Origin of the sequence: Piscicoccus intestinalis NBRC 104926 (genome assembly GCF_001515525.1) — a bacterium.
GTDB lineage: Bacteria > Actinomycetota > Actinomycetes > Actinomycetales > Dermatophilaceae > Kineosphaera > Kineosphaera intestinalis.
Map to the genome: position 1 here is coordinate 1 of NZ_BCNQ01000106.1, position 16,583 is coordinate 16,583.

14 protein-coding genes are annotated in these 16,583 nt (G+C 72.9%); 6 read left to right on the forward strand and 8 right to left on the reverse strand.

Annotated features, from left to right (window positions below; translation table 11 throughout):
- On the forward strand, positions 1-1,175 hold a 1,175-nt coding region (locus tag PINTE_RS15360), incomplete at its 5' end, for a dihydrolipoamide acetyltransferase family protein (protein ID WP_217996610.1).
- Positions 1,176-1,188: 13 nt separating this feature from the next.
- Complete coding sequence (gene lpdA / locus PINTE_RS15365) at positions 1,189-2,625, forward strand: dihydrolipoyl dehydrogenase (RefSeq protein WP_068432567.1); 1,437 nt, start codon at positions 1,189-1,191, stop codon at positions 2,623-2,625.
- Positions 2,626-2,734: 109 nt separating this feature from the next.
- Here lpdA and PINTE_RS15370 read toward each other — a convergent pair whose 3' ends face one another.
- Positions 2,735-3,940, reverse strand: a complete 1,206-nt coding sequence (locus PINTE_RS15370) for an HNH endonuclease signature motif containing protein (protein WP_373280167.1) — start codon at positions 3,938-3,940, stop codon at positions 2,735-2,737.
- Positions 3,941-4,807: 867 nt separating this feature from the next.
- Between PINTE_RS15370 and PINTE_RS15375 the strand changes: the two genes are divergently transcribed.
- The 3 genes from PINTE_RS15375 to PINTE_RS15385 are packed head-to-tail and all read left to right on the forward strand — an operon-like array spanning position 4,808 to position 8,095.
- Positions 4,808-5,704, forward strand: a complete 897-nt coding sequence (locus PINTE_RS15375) for a dihydrodipicolinate synthase family protein (RefSeq protein WP_068432550.1) — start codon at positions 4,808-4,810, stop codon at positions 5,702-5,704.
- On the forward strand, positions 5,697-7,184 hold the full coding sequence (locus PINTE_RS15380) for an aldehyde dehydrogenase family protein (RefSeq protein ID WP_068432552.1): 1,488 nt from the start codon (positions 5,697-5,699) through the stop codon (positions 7,182-7,184). Before PINTE_RS15375 ends, PINTE_RS15380 begins: the two co-directional genes overlap by 8 nt.
- A 2-nt stretch (positions 7,185-7,186) precedes the next feature.
- Positions 7,187-8,095: a LysR family transcriptional regulator gene (locus tag PINTE_RS15385; RefSeq protein ID WP_068432554.1), complete on the forward strand. Its 909-nt coding sequence runs from the start codon at positions 7,187-7,189 to the stop codon at positions 8,093-8,095.
- Positions 8,096-8,119: 24 nt separating this feature from the next.
- On the opposite strand, the gene PINTE_RS15390 is transcribed toward PINTE_RS15385, so the two are convergent.
- From PINTE_RS15390 to PINTE_RS15420, 7 genes are all read right to left on the reverse strand, one after another.
- Entirely contained in the window at positions 8,120-8,788 is a 669-nt protein-coding gene (locus PINTE_RS15390) for an IMPACT family protein (RefSeq protein ID WP_068432556.1), read from the reverse strand.
- A gap of 109 nt (positions 8,789-8,897) precedes the next feature.
- Entirely contained in the window at positions 8,898-9,722 is an 825-nt protein-coding gene (locus PINTE_RS15395; protein WP_068432558.1) for an SDR family NAD(P)-dependent oxidoreductase, read from the reverse strand.
- Entirely contained in the window at positions 9,719-10,909 is a 1,191-nt protein-coding gene (locus PINTE_RS15400; RefSeq protein ID WP_068432560.1) for a P1 family peptidase, read from the reverse strand. Before PINTE_RS15400 ends, PINTE_RS15395 begins: the two co-directional genes overlap by 4 nt.
- Before the next feature lie 24 nt (positions 10,910-10,933).
- A complete protein-coding gene (locus tag PINTE_RS15405) occupies positions 10,934-12,763 on the reverse strand; it encodes a dipeptide ABC transporter ATP-binding protein (protein ID WP_068432562.1) in 1,830 nt (609 codons plus the stop codon).
- Positions 12,760-13,647, reverse strand: a complete 888-nt coding sequence (locus PINTE_RS15410; RefSeq protein ID WP_084343657.1) for an ABC transporter permease — start codon at positions 13,645-13,647, stop codon at positions 12,760-12,762. The genes PINTE_RS15405 and PINTE_RS15410 overlap by 4 nt, the downstream gene beginning before the upstream one ends.
- The gene (locus PINTE_RS15415) at positions 13,644-14,594 is read right to left on the reverse strand and encodes an ABC transporter permease (protein ID WP_068432564.1); all 951 of its coding nucleotides are present in this window, start codon (positions 14,592-14,594) and stop codon (positions 13,644-13,646) included. The genes PINTE_RS15410 and PINTE_RS15415 overlap by 4 nt, the downstream gene beginning before the upstream one ends.
- Before the next feature lie 16 nt (positions 14,595-14,610).
- Complete coding sequence (locus PINTE_RS15420) at positions 14,611-16,182, reverse strand: ABC transporter substrate-binding protein (RefSeq protein WP_084343658.1); 1,572 nt, start codon at positions 16,180-16,182, stop codon at positions 14,611-14,613.
- A gap of 163 nt (positions 16,183-16,345) precedes the next feature.
- Between PINTE_RS15420 and PINTE_RS15425 the strand changes: the two genes are divergently transcribed.
- Positions 16,346-16,583 (forward strand): AMP-binding protein (locus PINTE_RS15425; RefSeq protein WP_157087285.1); only part of this gene is annotated, 238 nt, incomplete at its 3' end.

The window sequence follows — 16,583 nt, forward strand, 5'->3', positions numbered from 1 at the left end:
CGCAGCCTGCCCAGCCGGCGGCCCCGGCGGCGTCCGGACCGGCACCGGCGGTGCGGATCCCGGACTCGCTCAAGGGAACCGACTCCGAGGATGTGCCGGCGACGCCGCACGCCCGCAAGCTCGCGGCCGAGCACGGCCTCGCGCTGGCCGGGATCACCGCGACCGGCAGCGGCGACCGCGTGACGGTCTCCGACATCGAGGAGGCGGTGCGGGCCGCGGGCGGCGCGCTGGAGTTCGGCAACGACCGGCCGCGCGTGGAGACGGTGCCCGACCTGCGCGACGACGCGGGCGTGCCGGCGACCCCGCACGCGCGCAAGGAGGCCGCGGCGCGCGGCATCAACCTGCACGACTGCCGGGCCACGGGCCGCGGCGGACGCGTGACCGTCAACGACGTGCTCGCGCTGGCGGCGCACCGGGAGCCGGAGCCCTCGGCCGCGCCTGCTGCGGCGACGGCGGCGGCCGGCCCGGCTCCCGAGCCGGGAAACACGGGCACGCCGGTGCCGATGTCGAGCATGCGCCGCACGATCGGGCAGCGCCTCAAGGCGAGCTACAGCGAGTCGCCGCACTACCGGGTGTCGGTCAACGCCGACATCGGGGCGCTGCTGGCGCTGCGCAGTCAGATCAACGCCAGCCGCCTCGACGTCAAGGTGAGCGTCAACGACCTGGTCGTCGCGGCGGTCGCGAAGGCGCTGGTGGCGGTGCCGGAGGTCAATGCGCAGTACGACCCGGCGAGCCAGGTGATCACGCGCTTCGAGCACGCCGACGTCGCGGTCGCGGTGTCGACGGGCGAGGGGCTCATCACGCCGATCGTCACCCGCGCCGACACCCGCACGATCACGCAGATCTCGGCGCTGACGCACGACCTCGCGACGCGCGCGAAGGCCGGCACCTTGAAGCCGGACGAGTTCCAGGGCGGCACGTTCACCGTCTCCAACCTGGGCATGTTCGGGGTGTCGGGGTTCGACGCGATCATCAACCCGCCGCAGGTGGCGATCCTCGCGGTCGGCGCGACGCAGCGCACGTTCGTGCCGGGTGCCGACGGGGAGCCGGTGGCGGCGTCGCTGCTGCCGCTCACGCTGTCGAGCGATCACCGGGTGGTCGACGGTGCGCTGGCGGCGCGGTTCCTCAAGCAGCTGCGCACGCTGCTCGAGACGCCGACGCTGATCTTCGCGTGAGGGGGTGGTGCTGATGAACGACGTGACTGGTGAGGCCGACGAGCTGTACGACGTCATCGTCCTCGGCGCCGGCCCGGGCGGGTACGTCGCCGGGATCCGGGCCGGGCAGCTCGGGTTGCGCACGGCGGTGATCGAGCGCGCCGAGCTGGGCGGCATCTGCCTGAACTGGGGGTGTATCCCCACGAAGGCGCTGCTGCACGGCGCGGAGGTGGCCCGGGCGGTGCGTTCGGGCGCCGAGGTCGGGATCCTGGCCCAGGCACCGAGCGTCGAGGTGTCCGCGCTGGTGGCGCACTCGCGCCGCACGGCGGACACGCTGGCCGGCGGGGTCGGGGCGCTGCTCAAGGGCAACGGCGTCGACATCCTGCGGGGCACGGCGACGGTGGCCGACAAGGGCCGGGTGCGACTCGAGATCGACGGGCGCACGCGCGATCTGGCGGCGGACCACATCATCGTGGCCACCGGCGCCGGGCCGCGGTCGCTGCCGGGCATCGTGCCGGACGGTTCGACGATCTGGACGTACCGGCAGGCGCTCGTGCCCGACGAGATCCCGGAGTCGCTCGTGGTCATCGGCTCGGGCGCCATCGGGTCGGAGTTCGCGTCGCTGTACGCGGATCTCGGCTCGAAGGTGACGCTGCTGGAGTCGCTGGACCGGATCATGCCGGGCGAGAGCCCGGAGGTCTCGGCGCTGGTGACGAAGTCGTTCAACCGCCGCGGCATCACGACGATGTCGTCGGTGCGCGTGGAGTCGGTCGACGTCGTCGGTTCCGGCGACGGCGGCGCGACGATCCGGACGAGCGATGCCAAGAACGGTGAGCAGACGCTGACGGCGAGCAAGGTGCTGTTGGCGGTCGGGGTCGCGCCGAACAGCGCGGACCTGGGTCTGGATCGCTTCGACATCCTCGACAAGGCCGGCTTCGTCACAGTCGACAGCCTCGGCGCCACCGGCGTGTGGGGGCTGTACGCGATCGGCGACGTCGCGGGCGGACCGTGCTTGGCGCACAAGGCGAGTCACGAGGCGCTGCGCTGCGTCGACGCGATCGCCGGGGTGCGCCGGGAGCCGGAGCCGGACGACTGGCGCGAGTGGGTGCCGCGGTGCACGTACACGACGCCGGAGGTGGCCAGCGTCGGCATCGATGTCGCGGCCGCCAAGGCGCGGGGCCACAACGTGGCGACCGCCCGGATCGGATTCGCAGAGAACGGCCGTGCCCTCGGGGCGGCCGAGACGGAGGGCTTCGCGCGGGTGGTCGTCGACGCCGACACCGACGAGATCCTCGGGGCCTCGTTGGTGGGAGCCGGGGTCACCGAGCTCATCGCCTCGGTGGTCGTGGCCCGCACAGCCGGGGTGCCCGCCTCGGTCTTCGCGAGCAGCATGTTCCCGCACCCGACTCGCTCCGAGATCCTCGGTGAGGCGATGTCGGCCGCCCTCGGGAGGCCGATCAACAGCCTCTGAGGCAGCTCTGGGGCAGCTCTGGGCGCAGGCGGCGTGGCCGGCCGACCGTTCATTCGGTCGGCCGGCCTCGTCCTGCCGGGGCGTCGTGAGGCGTCGTGCGCACGGCTGTTCATCCGGCGCATGGTCGATTGCCGATGGGGGTGCCGTCGGCTCTGCTCCATCTGACCTCGCCGTCGACCACGACGCCGATGAATCCGTTCCGGTGCACGACGGTGTGGTGATGTCGGCAGAGCAGCGCGGTGTTGTGGCGGTCGGTCGGCCCACCCATCAGCCAGCTGATCAGGTGGTGTCCGTCGCACCAGGCCGGCGGCATCGAGCAGCCCGGGAACGTACAGCCCCCATCGCGCATCGCCAGATACGTGGCCAATCCTGGTGAGATCAGCCGTTTTCCGCGGCCGAGGTCGAGGGGTTCGGGCCCGGTGCCGAGCACGGCGGGGATGATCTGCGCGTCGCACGACAGGACGCGCACCTGGCCGGGGGTCAGGGTGTGGCCGAAGGCGGTGGTGCCGCAATCGTGGTTGTGGTCGGTGCGGAATCCGGTGCCGCCGGTGCGTTCGCGGTGCTTGCGCACGAGGTCGGCGAACAGGCCGGGCAGGGCTTCGGATTCGAGGCCGGCCACGAGGTCGGCGAGCTTGATGGTCACGACGACTTTGGCTTTGGCGCCGGTGCCCGGCGTGTTCTTGTCCGGCACCGCCGCGTGCGCGGCCAGGGCGACGAGCGCGTCGGCGCGGCGTTCACCCGCGGTCCGCAGGTCGGGCTCGGGCTTACCGGCGGCCGCGTCGACGCGATCGCCATCGACGCTGTCGACGTCAGCGCCAGCAGTGCCAGCAGTGCCAGCAGGGCCGTGAACGCCGTCAGGGCCATTGACGCCGCTGTCGGTAGTGGCGGAACTGCCGCTCGCTCCTCCAGCGGTCTCGTCGCCCCCGTCGCTCCGGGTGCCTTCCGCCTCGTCAACGGGTGCGTCGCCGGCGGGCTTGGTCGGTCGCGGCGCGCTCAGGGCGTTGATCGCGGCGATCACCACAGCCGCGGACGCGGGGTCGAGCCGAACTCGCCCTTCGTAGATCCCGGTCCGCGGATTCAGCGTCAGCTCGGTGAAATCACGCCGCTCGTACCGGCGTTCGCGTTCCTGGTACTCGCCGTCGGTGCCGTACTGCCCGATGAGCTGCTCTTCCATCGCGGCCAGTTCACGCCGGGTCACCCCGTGCGCGGCCAGGCCGATCAATGCGTCCATGACCCCGTCCCAGGACTTCACCGCGATCGACCCCTGCAACCGCCGATAGGTCGCCGCGAGCAGCTCGGCGGCCTCGACCGTCACCCGCCCGTCGAGAACGGCCTCCCGCAGCGGGGCCGCGTCCTGCCGGTCACAGATCCGGGCCAACACTCCCAACGCCCGGGCCCGACCCGGCGACACCGGCACCCCGGCCTCCACGTGAGACTGCTGCACCCAGGCCGGCACCCGCGAATGATCCGACTCGGCGATAACACCGCGATCCTCAGCCTCAAGAACGACCGCCGCCTGCGCGGCACACGCCGCGGCCACCGCACCGGCCGCCGCCGCAGCGAGTTCCGGCAGCTCATCGGACCCGACTCGCGACAACAGCCCCGGCAACCTCGACAACATCGCGCGAGCCGTACGGACCTGCCGCAGCAGCGACTCCCCCACGGGCTGGGCCGCCCCGCCTCCCGACACATCGACGTCACCGGCCGGTGCCGCAGCACCGTCGGCCACGCCGACGTCGGGAGTGAAGTCCATGGGATTAGGATATCGAAAATACGTTCGTTGCACAGTCGTTACTAATGTTGAATAGCGTTGTGCAGCAACCTGATTGAGATCAGTCATCACACAGGTTAAATTTCTCTACGAGAGTGAAATTTTCGCTCACACATCCAGATGCGACTCTCATCACACCGTCTCTTCGCAGCGGCAGCCGGTGGCGGGTGGAAACACGCCGCGGGCCGATCAGGCGGAGAGCCGCGTGCCAGGCGCGCCGCAGCCGCCCCGCCTCCGGGCCCACGAGGCGTGCAGTTCTGCACACCCCGGTGCGGGATAGGGTCTTGAACGTGATCGGGGCCACTTCCTAGCGTGGGTGCCACGCGGCGCGCGAGGGCCGGCGCGGCAGCTGACGCCGGCGGATCCGTTCGCCACCTGATGCCCGACGGCCCCACCTCGAAAGGACACTTCGTGACCAGCACCATGAGAGGCGTGTTCGCGGTGCCGACCACGCCCTTTTCCCCGACGAACACCCAGGATCTGGACGCGCTGCGCAGCGGCGTCGACCGAGTCCTCGAGGCAGGCGTCGACGGGATCCTCGCCCTCGGCGCCACCGGCGAGGCCCTCGCGCTCACCACGCAGGAGCGCGAAGAGCAGGTCCGTGCGGTCATCGAGCACGTGCAGGGCCGCGTGCCGGTCGTCGTCGGCTGCATGGCCTACGACCCGCGCGACGTCGCCGACCTCATCGACAAGGCCCGCGACTGGGGCGCATCCGCCGCCATGGTGACCCCGCCCTACTACGGCGGCATCTCGGCCGAGGCCACGGTCGCCGCGCTGGAGCCGGTGTTCGCCGCCTCCACGCTGCCGCTGCTGTTCTACAACAACCCGCACTCCACGGGCACCGACGTGCTGCCGGCGCACCTGGAGCCGCTCGCGGCGCACGACTCGTTCTGGGCGGTCAAGGAGACCTCCGGCGCGGCGAGCCGCGTGCGCGAGCTGCGGGCCGCGCTCCCCGAGCGCGTCGAGATCTTCGTCGGGGCCGACGGTCTCGCGCTCGAGGGCTTCGTGCAGGGCGCGACCGGGTGGGTCGCCGCCTCCGCGTGGCTGGCCCCGCAGGAGTGCGTGCGGCTGTGGCAGCTCGCCGACCAGGGCGAATGGGCCCAGGCGGTCAGACTGTGGCGCAAGCTGGCGACGCCGCTCGGGCTCATCGAGGACAGCTCGGCCTTCATCTCCCTCATCAAGGGATGCCTGACGCAGCTCGGCATCGAGCAGGGGCCCGTGCGCCCGCCGCTGCCCACCGCCGCGCCGGAAGAGATTCAGGCCGTGTTGACGGCCCTACAGGACGTTCAGGAGGTCGCACATGCGTGACGTCGCACAGTCGTTCAGCGACGAGGTCTTCGGCAAGGACCTCGGGCTCGAGATCGGCGGGCAGAGCCGATCGGGCGAGGGCGACAAGCTCCCGCTCATCAACCCCTCCGACGGGCGCACGCTCGGCGAGCTCTCCGGCGCATCGGCCGCGCAGGTCGACGAGGCCGTGGCCGCCGCACGCGCCGCCTTCACCGAGTCCGGGTGGGCCACCGACGCGGCCCTGCGCGTGGCCACGCTGCGCAAGCTCGCCGACCTCGTCGAGGAGAACGCCGAGGTCATCGCCTATCTCGACGCATGGGAGGCCGGCAAGGTGCTGGCCCTGAGCGTGGCCGAGGACGTGCCCGACGTCGTCGCGAACCTGCGCTTCTTCATCGACCTCATCGAGCACGACGACGGCCGCTACCTGCGCGACACCTCCGGCTGGGGCTGGGTGCAGAAGGTGCCGCTCGGCGTGGTGTGCGCGGTGCTGCCGTGGAACTTCCCGATCGCCATGCTCGGCTGGAAGGTCGCGCCGGCGCTGGCCACCGGCAACGCGATGGTCATCAAGCCGAGCGAGGACTCCAGCCTGTCGGCCCTGTACTTCGCGCGGCTGGCGCGCGAGGCCGGGGTGCCCGACGGCATCGTCAACGTCATCGTCGGAGACGGTCCGGGCACCGGCGCGGCGCTGGGCCGCCACGGCGACATCGACATGGTGACGTTCACCGGCTCCGGCGAGGTGGGGAGGCTGTTCCTGCGGTACAGCGCGGAGTCGAACCTCAAGCGGGTGTCGCTGGAGCTCGGCGGCCGGGCGATCTACGCGGTCGACGCCGCGCACGTCTCCGACCTCGCGGCGGCGGCGGAGGACATCGCGGGCGCCGCGTTCGGCAACGCCGGGCAGAACTGCACGGCGTCGTCACGGGCGGTCTACGTGGGGCCGGCCGACGAGCGCTACGAGGAGTTCACCAAGGCGCTCGCCGACGCGGCGGCCGGGTTCACGGTCGGCGACCCGCTGGCGGACGGCACGGCGATGGGCCCGGTCATCAATCTCGAGGCGCGCGACCGGATTTCGTCGTGGGTCGACGAGGCGGTCGGGGCCGGGGCGCAGGTCGTGCACCGGCAGGAGGACGTGCCGGGTGACGGCTTCTGGATCGGCCCGACGGTGCTGCGTGACGTGCCCGCCGAGACGACGCTGGGCACGGGCGAGATCTTCGGGCCGCTGACCGTGCTCATCCGGGTCGACACCCGCGAGGAGGCGGTGGCCCTCGTCAACGACGAGGACTACGGCCTGGCGTCGACGGTGTGGTGCGAGGACGTCAACGGGGTGCGCTGGTGGGCCGACCGGCTGCGCGTCGGCACGCTGGCGTTCAACGGCTACTCCGAGGGCACGGTCGCGACGCCCTTCGGCGGCTTCCGCCAGTCGGGATTCTGGGGCCGCGACAACGGCCCGGAGGCGATGGCCGGCTACCAGGAGGCGATGACCGTCTGGGTCAGCGACAACTGATCGTGCGGGTCGACGCCGAGGACATCCGGTACTTCGAGACGCTCGCGCGGGTCGGCACGCTGACCCGCGCCGGCGAGGAGCTCGGCGTCGACCACACCACCGTCGGCCGCCGCGTCAAGCGGCTCGAATCGGCGCTCGGGAAGCGGCTGTTCAAGCGCGACCCGACCGGCTGGCGACTGGCGCCCGCGGGCGAGTCGCTGCTGCCGGCGGCGCGGATGGTGGTGGCCGGGGCGTCGGCGTTCTCCGGCGGAGATCTCGTGGAGCCGGGGCCGGTCGAGTGGACCGTGCTGGCTCCGGACGGGTTCTCGGCGGCCGTGCTGGCGCCGCACGCCGCGGGCCTGGTGCGCGACCGCAACGTCGTGTTGCGGCTCATGTCGGTGACGTCGCTCGCCGGGCGCGACGCGGTCGACTACGACGTGGCGGTCGTGCGGGCCAAGCCGACGTCGACGCGGGTGCGGTCGGTGCCGCTGGCGCTCTACGAGGTAGGACTGTTCGCGACCCGCTCGTACCTGGACACGCACGATCCGGTCACGAGCGTCGACGATCTGGCCGGCCACGTCATCGCCTGGTGGGCCGACGACGCGCTGGCGACCGTGCCCGACTTCGCTTCTGCCGTGCCCGATTACGCGGGCCTGCGGCCGCGGCTGCCGGACACGATCAGGCTCCAGTCGAACAACCTGTGGGTGCACGAGGCGGCGGCCCTCGCCGACGTAGGGCTCGCGCTGCTCCCCTGCCACCTCGCCGGACGGCGCCCCGAGCTGCTGCGGGTGCTGCCCGACGAACTGTCGTTCCGCGGGCAGTACTGGGCCGTGTTCCCCGCCGGCCAGCTGCGCTGGGACGTCAGCGCGACCCTGCTGGCCTTCCTGCGGGAGGCGGTGCGCGCCGCGGGTCTCGACCCGGCCGAGGGCTGACGCTAGCTCGTTGCTCGCTGGCCGTCACCCCGGTGCCGACGCCCAGTCGAGCGCGTCCGTGACGACCAGGTCGGCGGCGCCGGAGGTCGCGGCGGCGACCTGCGCGGCGATGGAGTCGACGTCGTCGGGCGGTAGGGCGAGGTGCAGGCGGGCCAGGTTCGCGGGCAACCCCGCCAGGCCGTAGCCGGTGTCGCCGACGTCGACGCCCGCGGCCCGCAGCTCGTGCTCGATGCGGCCGGCCTCGGCGACCCCGACATCGACGTACGCCAGGCGGCGCAGCTCGCGCCGCACCCGCAGGCCGCGGGCGTCGGCCTCCGTCAGGGCCTCGGTGACAGCGTCGGAGTACGCGCGGATGAGGCCGCCGGTGCCGAGCAGGGTGCCGCCGAACCAGCGGGTGACGACGGCGACGACGTCGGTCAGCCCGCTGCCGCGCAGCACGTCGAGCATCGGGGAGCCCGCGGTGCCCGCCGGCTCCCCGTCGTCGTTGCTGCGCTCGGTGCGCCGGTCGGGCCCGAGGACGAACGCGCTGCAGTGGTGCCGGGCGTCGTGGTGCGCGCGCCGGGCGGCGTCGATGACGGCGCGGGCCGCCTCCTCGTCGGCCGCGGGCGCCACGTGCGCGAGGAACCGGGACCGCTTGGCCTCGACCTCGGCCTCCGCCGGGCCTGACAGGGTCGTGTAAGCGGTAACAGGCATGGCGCCATCATCTCCCCGGTGCCATCTCGGCCGGCGCTCTGCCGAACGGGCGACATATCGCCCGTTCGGCAGAGCGGACCGGGCGGGGGTGCGGCGCTCCGACGCTGGGTCAGGCGAAGGGGTCGAAGCGGCCGTCGACGGCGGTCCAGCCGGCGTCGACGAAGAGCTGGCTGCCGGTGACGAAGCTGGACGCGTCGGAGGCGAGGTAGACGACGGCCCCGGCCAGCTCGGAGGGGTGGGCCCAGCGGCCGAGAGCGCTGGCCTGGGCGTACGCGTCGCGCCACGCCGGGTCGGACTTGATCTGCGTCGTCAGCGGCGTGTCGACCACCCCGGGCGCGATCGCGTTGCAGCGCACCCCGCGCGGGCCGAGTTCCGCGGCCGCCGTGCGCAGCAGCTGCACCAGGCCCGCCTTGGTCGCCGCGTAGACCGACTGGCCCGGCTCCACGAGCACCGCCCGCATCGAGCTGAACGCGATGATGCTGCCCCGCCCGCGCTGGGCCATGCCGCGGCCGAACGCCCGGATGAGGTCGAAGTGCGCGCGCAGGTTGACGCCGACGACCTTGTCGAACTCCTCGCCGCTGTAGTCGAGCAGGTGCTTGCGCACGTTGACGCCCGCCGTGATGACGAGCACGTCGACGCCGCCGTCAGATGCGTCGGACCCGTCGGGCCCGTCGAGGTCGCGGGCCGCTTGCTCGACGGCCGCGGAGTCGGTGATGTCCAGCGGATACGCCTCCAGACCCTCGCCGAGGGAGGCGGTCTCGCGGGCCGCGTCGACGTCCCGGTCGGCGACGACCACCCGGGCACCGTTGGCGGCCAACGCCAGCGCGCTCTCGCGGCCGATGCCGCTGCCGCCGCCGACGACGAGCGCGGTGCGGCCGTCGAGGCGGAACAGCCTCGTGTAGTCGGGTCGGTCGGCGGCGGCGGGGTCGCTCACGGCTCTCCTCCTGCGTCTGCGGCGTCGCGCGCCGCGGCGGGGGCCACGAGCCGAGCCACGGCGCTGGGGAACGCCTCACGGTAACTCCGCCACGTGCCCGCCGGGGTCGTCACCGTGTGCGCGGCGAGCAGCGCGTGCGCCACCGCCCGGGTCACCGCGTCGCCGCCCGCGTCGAGCAGCCCGTGGAACCCGGCCAGGTCGGGGGCCTCCCGCTCGCAGGTCGCGGCGCCGAAGAACGTGTCGCCGTCGAACATCGTGTGCACCGGCTTGACCGCCCGCGCCAGCCCGTCGTGGGCGATCCCGGCGAGCTTGGCGCACTGCGCCTTCGTCAGCGTCGCGTCGGTCGCGATGACCCCGATCGTCGTCGCCATCCCGGGCCGACCGACGAGCTGCGGCGGCGCCGACGACGCCTGCTCGCGCGCCGCCTCCGCCTCGGGCTCCGAGGGCACCCCGAGCCCGTCGAGCTCGCCGGGCAGCAGGAACCGCCGGGCGTACAGCTCCCCCGTCGCCGGGTCGACGGCCTCGCCGAGGGCGTTGAGCACGACGAGCGCCGCGACCGTCGTGCCGTCGGGCAGCACCGCGCTCGCCGAGCCGATGCCGCCCTTGAACCCGCCGCACTTGGCCCCCGCGCCGGCCCCGACGACGCCCTGCTCACACCTCGACCTCTCGTCGACGGTGAGATCACCAGAGTTCGATGTCACGTTGAGGTTGACTGGCGAATCAGCAGGTCGGGAGGCCTTGGCCGCCTCGTACGCCGCCCGGCCGGTCTCGTGGTCGGGGCGATGCGCGAAGTCGCCACCACGGCCCAGGTCGAAGACGACGGCGGCGGGCACGAGCGGCACGACCTGCCCCGGCTCCCCCATCGGCAGCCCGACGCCGTCGTCGAACAGCGCCCGCATCACCCCGTCGGCGGCCGCGAGCCCGAATGCGCTGCCGCCGGACAGACAGATCGCGTGCACCCGCTCGACGACATTGCGCGGGTCGAGCAGATCGGTCTCCCGGGTCCCCGGACCGCCGCCGCGCACGTCGACACCGCCGACGACGCCGTCGTCGGGGGCCAGCACGACCGTCGTGCCGGTCAGCCACCCCGGCTCCCGGAGGGTGACGTGCCCGACGCTCAGCCCGGCCACGTCGAGGAGGCTGTTCGTGGGCCCGAGCCGCACGGCGTCGTCGCTGGGCTGCGTCATCTCAACGTCCTTCCTCAGGCTTCCTCACGCGGACCGGCCGGCGGCACGCACCCCGTCGGCCAGCCGCGCCGCGTCGATCCCGGCGAGCGCACCCTGCAGCGTCGGGATGCTCGCGACGAGCCGCCGCGTGTACGGGTGTTGGGGGTCCTCGTAGACCCGACTCGTCGGCCCCTCTTCGACGATCTGCCCCGCCTCCATGACGACGACCCGCTCGCACAGGTGCCGCACCACCGACAGGTCGTGGCTGACGAACACGAGCGTCAGGCCGTGGTCGTCGACGAGGTCGGCGATGAGGTTGAGCACCTGCGCGCGCACCGACACGTCGAGGGCGCTGACGGGCTCGTCGGCGACGAGGATGTCGGGGTCGGGAGCCAGCGCGCGGGCCAACGAGATCCGTTGCCGCTGGCCGCCGGAGAACTGGTGCGGAAACCGGCGCGCCGCCGAGGGGTCCACGCCCACCGACGCGAGCAGGTCACCCACCCGGTGCTTCTCGGCGGCCCGCCCTTGCGCCACGAGCGGCTCGGCGACGATGTCGGCGACCCGCATCCGCGGGTTCAGCGAGCTCATCGGATCCTGGAACACCAGCTGGAGGCTGTCGCGCACGAACCGCAGCCGCCGCTCCGGCAGCCCCGCGATCTCCCGGCCCTCGACCCGCACCGACCCGCTCGTCGGACGGTCCAGGCCGGCGAGGATCCGCAGCAGCGTCGACTTGCCGCACCCGGATTCGCCGACGATCCCGACGCGTTCGCCGCGGCGCACGGTCAGGCTCACGCCCCGCAGCGCCTCGACGACCGGCGCCGGCTGCAGCAACCGGCGCCGCGGCCGCTTGTAATGCCGCACGACGTCGGTCAGCTCGATGATCGGCTCCCCCGCCGCGATCCCCGACACGCGGTCGCCGGCCGGGCGGGCGCTCGCGCCAGGGGGTTCGGCCGCGACGTCGCCCGAGTCGCCCGCCGCACCCGACTCCGATGAAGACGCCGAGCCCGAACCCGACGCCGCCGACGTAGACGCCGCAGACCCCGAACCCCGCCCGCCGACGAGCCGCCCCCGCGCGTCGACGGCACTCAGGTCGGAGGCGGCGACGAGCCGGGCGGTGTACTCGTGCTCAGGCCGGGTGAACACCTGCTCGACGGGCCCGGTCTCGACGATCCGCCCGCGGTGCATCACGGCGACCCGGTGGCACACGGTGGCGACGACCGCGAGGTCGTGGGTGATGAACAGCAGCCCGGCGTCGCGGGCGGCGGCCCCGGAGACGATGAGGTCGAGCACCCCCGCCTGCACGGTGACGTCGAGCGCGGTCGTCGGCTCGTCGCAGATGAGCAGCGCGGGGTCGTTGGCCAGGGCGATCGCGAGCACGACCCGCTGCCGCTGACCGCCGGAGAGCTGGTGCGGGTAGGCGCGCGCCGCGGCCGTCGGGTCGGGCAGCCGCACCTGGTCGAGCAGCTCGACGGCCCGGTCGCGGGCCGTGCGCGCGTCGACGCCGTGCACGGTCATCACCTCGGCGACCTGCTCCCCCACCCGCATCGTCGGGTTGAGCGCGGTCATCGGCTCCTGGAAGACCATCGCCATGTCGAGGCCCCGGGCGTGCGAGAGCGAGTGCTCGCTCGCGCCGACGATGTCGCGGTCGAAGCCGGCCAGCCGCACCGATCCCGACGACCGCAGCCCCTCCGGCAGCAGCCCCATGATCGACAGGGCGGTCAGCGACTTGCCGGAGCCCGACTCCCCGATGAGCCCGAGCCGCTCGCCGCGCGCGATCGACAGGTCCACGCCCTCGACCAGCGGCGTCGAGCCGGTCGTCACCCCGAGGTCGCGAACGTTGAGCACGTCGCCGGTGGCCGGCGTGGCGCCGCTCATCGCCGGTCCTCCAGCCGCGGGTCGAGCAGGTCGCGCAGGCCGTCGCCGAGGAGGTTGAAGCCGAGCACGGCGAGCGCGATCGCGAGGCCCGGCACGATCGCCAGCTGCGGCGCCATGAACAGCAGCGGCTGGCTCTCCTGCAGCATGAGCCCCCACGACGGGGTCGGCGGTGGCGTGCCGAGCCCGAGGAACGACAGCGCGGCCTCGGCGAGGATCGCGATCGCGAAGGCCACCGACGCCTGCACGATGACCATGCTGCCGACGTTCGGCAGCACGTGCCGCACCGCGATGGAGACGGGTCGCCGCCCGGCCGCCCGCGCCGCGAGCACGTACTCGGAGGCGAGCACCCCGAGCCCCGCGGCGCGCACGACCCGCGCGAACGTCGGGATGCTCGCGATGCCGATGGCGATCATCGCCGTCAGCGTGCTGCCGCCGAAGACCGCGCTGAACATGATCGCCAGCAGCAGCGCGGGGAACGCGAGCAGGATGTCGGCGGCGCGCATGATGATCGTGCTCAGCCACGGCGGCACCATCGCCGCGAGCACCCCGAGCGGCACCCCGACGAGGGCGGCGACGCCGACGGCGACGACCCCGACGAACAGGGTCGTGCGCGCCCCGACCATGAGGCGGCTCAGCACGTCACGCCCGAACAGGTCGGTGCCGAGCCAGTGCTGCGCCGACACCCCCTGCAGGCGGCTCAGGGGGTCGACGTACAGCGGGTCGTGCGGCACCCACACGTACGAAAGAAGGGCCGCGAGCACGACGAGGCCGACGAGCCCGGCGCCGACGAGCAGGCTCGGGTTGCGCCACGACCGGGAGGCGGTCGCCGGGGCGGGCACCCCGCCTCCGGTGGCCTCGGGGCGCGCGAACGACGGCTGCGTCATCGGGCGCCCGCCTTCACGCGCGGGTCGATGAGCGCGTAGAGCACGTCGACGAGCATGTTGACGAGCAGCACGGCGAGCACGAGCAGCATGACGACGTCCTGCACGACGATGAGGTCGCGGTTGGCGACGGCGTCGAGCAGCAGGCTGCCCAGCCCCGGCACGACGAACACGCGCTCGACGACGACGGCCCCGATGAGCAGCGTCGCCAGCTGCAGCGCGAGCACGGTGACGACGGGGATCGCCGCGTTGCGCAGCCCGTGCCGCCACAGCGCCCGCATCGGCCGCAGCCCCTTGGCCCGGGCGGTGCGCACGTAGTCCTCGGCCATGACGTCGAGCACCGCGCTGCGCACGTAGCGGGCGAGCACGGCAGCCTGGACGAGCCCCAGCGCGAGCGAGGGCAGCACGAGTTGGCGCAGGAACATCACGGGGTCGGCGGCCGGCGGGGTCCAGCCGTTGGCGGGCAGCCAGCCCAGGCGCACCGCGAACAGCGTGATGAGCAGCAGGCCCGCGAGGAACGACGGGATCGCGACGCCCACCTGCGAGAGGGCCGAGAGCGCCAGGCCGATCGGGTGGCGGTGCCGCACCGCCATGAGCGTGCCGAGCGGCAGCGCGAGGAGCACCGCGATGACCATGGCCGTCACGACGAGCCAGAGCGTGACCTGCAGCCGGTCGGCGATCTGGGGCCCGATCGCCGCCCGCGAGATGTAGCTGTCTCCGAGGTCGAGCCGCACCAGCCCGTGCACCCAGTCGAGGTAGCGCTCACGCAGCGGGGCGTCGAGCCCGAAATCGGCGCGGAGCCGGGCCACGGCCTCCTCGGAGGCGTTGACCCCCAGGGCGACCCGGGCGGGGTCGCCGGGCAGCCACTGCATGAAGCCGAACACGAGCAGCGAGCTGACGAACAGGCTGATGAGCAGCGTCACCACCTTGCGGGCGAGCACGACGGGCATGAGGCGGACCGGCCGGTTACTGGCAGCGCAGGGCCGTGAGGTCGAAGGACTCGCTGATGGCGTTGGTCGGCAACCCGGTCACGCTCGCGTCGGCGACCATGAGGTTGGGCATGAGGAACAGCCAGTCGCTCGCCGCGTCCTGGGAGATGAGCCGGGCCGCCTGCTTCATGTTCTCGACCTGCGCGGCCTCGTCACCGGTGTCGGCGGCCTGCAGCAGCTGGCTCAGGCGCGGGTTGTCGTAGTGGATGTAGTAGTCCTTGTTGCCGAACACCGTGCCCAGGTCGCGCGGCTCGACGTGCGCGACCATCGACATCTCGTAGTCGCCGCCCTTGAAGACGTTCGTCAGCCACGCCGCCGGAAACTCCAGCTGGTCGAGGGTGACCCGGAAACCGACCTGCTCGAGCTGGCTCTTGACGACCTGCCCGCAGGCCGTGGCGTACGGCAGCGACGGCAGCCGCAGCCGCACCGCGGGGTTGGTCGCGCCCGCCTGCTGCAGCAGGGCCTTCGCCTGCGCGACGTCGTAGGGGGCGATGCCGGTGAGGTCCTCGTACCAGGGGTCGGTCGGGGGCACCATGCTGCCGATGAGCTTGCCGCGGCCGCCCCAGCAGGTCTTCAGCAGGTTCTCGTGGTCGATGGCCTGCCGGGCGGCCTGCCGCACCCGCACGTCGTTGAACGGCGGCCGGGCGTTGTTCATCGACAGCACGACCTCGCCGTTCGTCGTGCCCTCGATGATCGTGTACTTCGGGTTGCCCTCGAACTGCGCGAGCGTCTCGGGGGCCTGCACGGTGGAGACGATGTCGATCGTGCCGGTGAGCATCGCGTTGTTCAGGGCCGTCGGGTCCTTGAAGTAGGCGAGCTTGACGGTGTCGAAATACGGCTTCTGGCCCCAGTAGTTCGGGTTGCGCTTGAGGGTCAGGGAGTCGCCGCGGGTCCACGCGTCGAGCGTGTACGGACCGGTGCCGACCGTGCTCGTCGCGAGCGAGTCCACCCCGGACTGGCTGAACATCGCCCCGATCCGGGTCGTCATCCGGTACAGCCAGTCGTTGCTCGGCCGGCTCAGCGTGACCTGCAGCTGGGTCGGCGAGACCGCCTTCGCGTCGGCGACCACGTCCATCGCCTTGGCCAGCGACGTGGTCCAGTCGTTCTTCACCCGGTTGATGGAGAACACCGCGTCGTTCGCGTCGAAGGTGTCGCCGTTGGTGAACGTCGCGTTCGGCACGAGGTCGAACGTGTACGTCTTCCGGTCGTCGGAGACCGTCCACGCGCTCGCCAGACCCGGCACGATCGTGCCCTCCGCGTCGAGCTTGACGAGGCCCTCGTAGACGTTCGTCAGCAGCGCCTGCGGGATCGCCGCCCCGTCGGAGGTCGTGAAGTCGAGGCTGGCCGGCTCGGCGAACATGCCGACGCGCAGCCCGCCTCCGGTCGAGTCGCCGTCGCCGGGTGAGCCGGCCGACCCGGCTCCGGCCGAGCAGGCGGTGAGCGCCAGCGAGACGACGCTCGCCACGGCCAGCCCCACGCCGGCGCGGCGGCGGGCACGACGACCGCGAAGGCCGCAAAGACCGCCGAGGCGGGGATCGCGAGGTGTCATGGGCGCTCCAGGGTTGAGGCGGGATCGACGCGGGCCAGTCAACCACCCTGCGCGCCGGAACCGGGCGTGCCGCGGGGTTACGGTATAGACGCAGCCCGCGACGGGCGGCACACGCGCACACAGCGCTCGGAGCGGGGGGCCGGCGACGAGGAAGGCACCTGCGATGACGTTTGAGTCGGTCGGGCAGCGGCTGGAGGCCGCCGTCCAGCGTTTCGGCACCCGCGTCGCCCTGCACGAGCTGCGCGACGGCATCACCCACGTGACGACGTACGCGCAGGTCGGGCGTCGACTGGCCGAGCACGCCGCCTGGCTCGACGAGGCCGGCGTGGGCCGCGGGCAGCCCGTGCTTGTGCGGGCCGCGCCGGGGCAGCGGCTGGAGGCCATGCTCGGCGAGCTCGCCG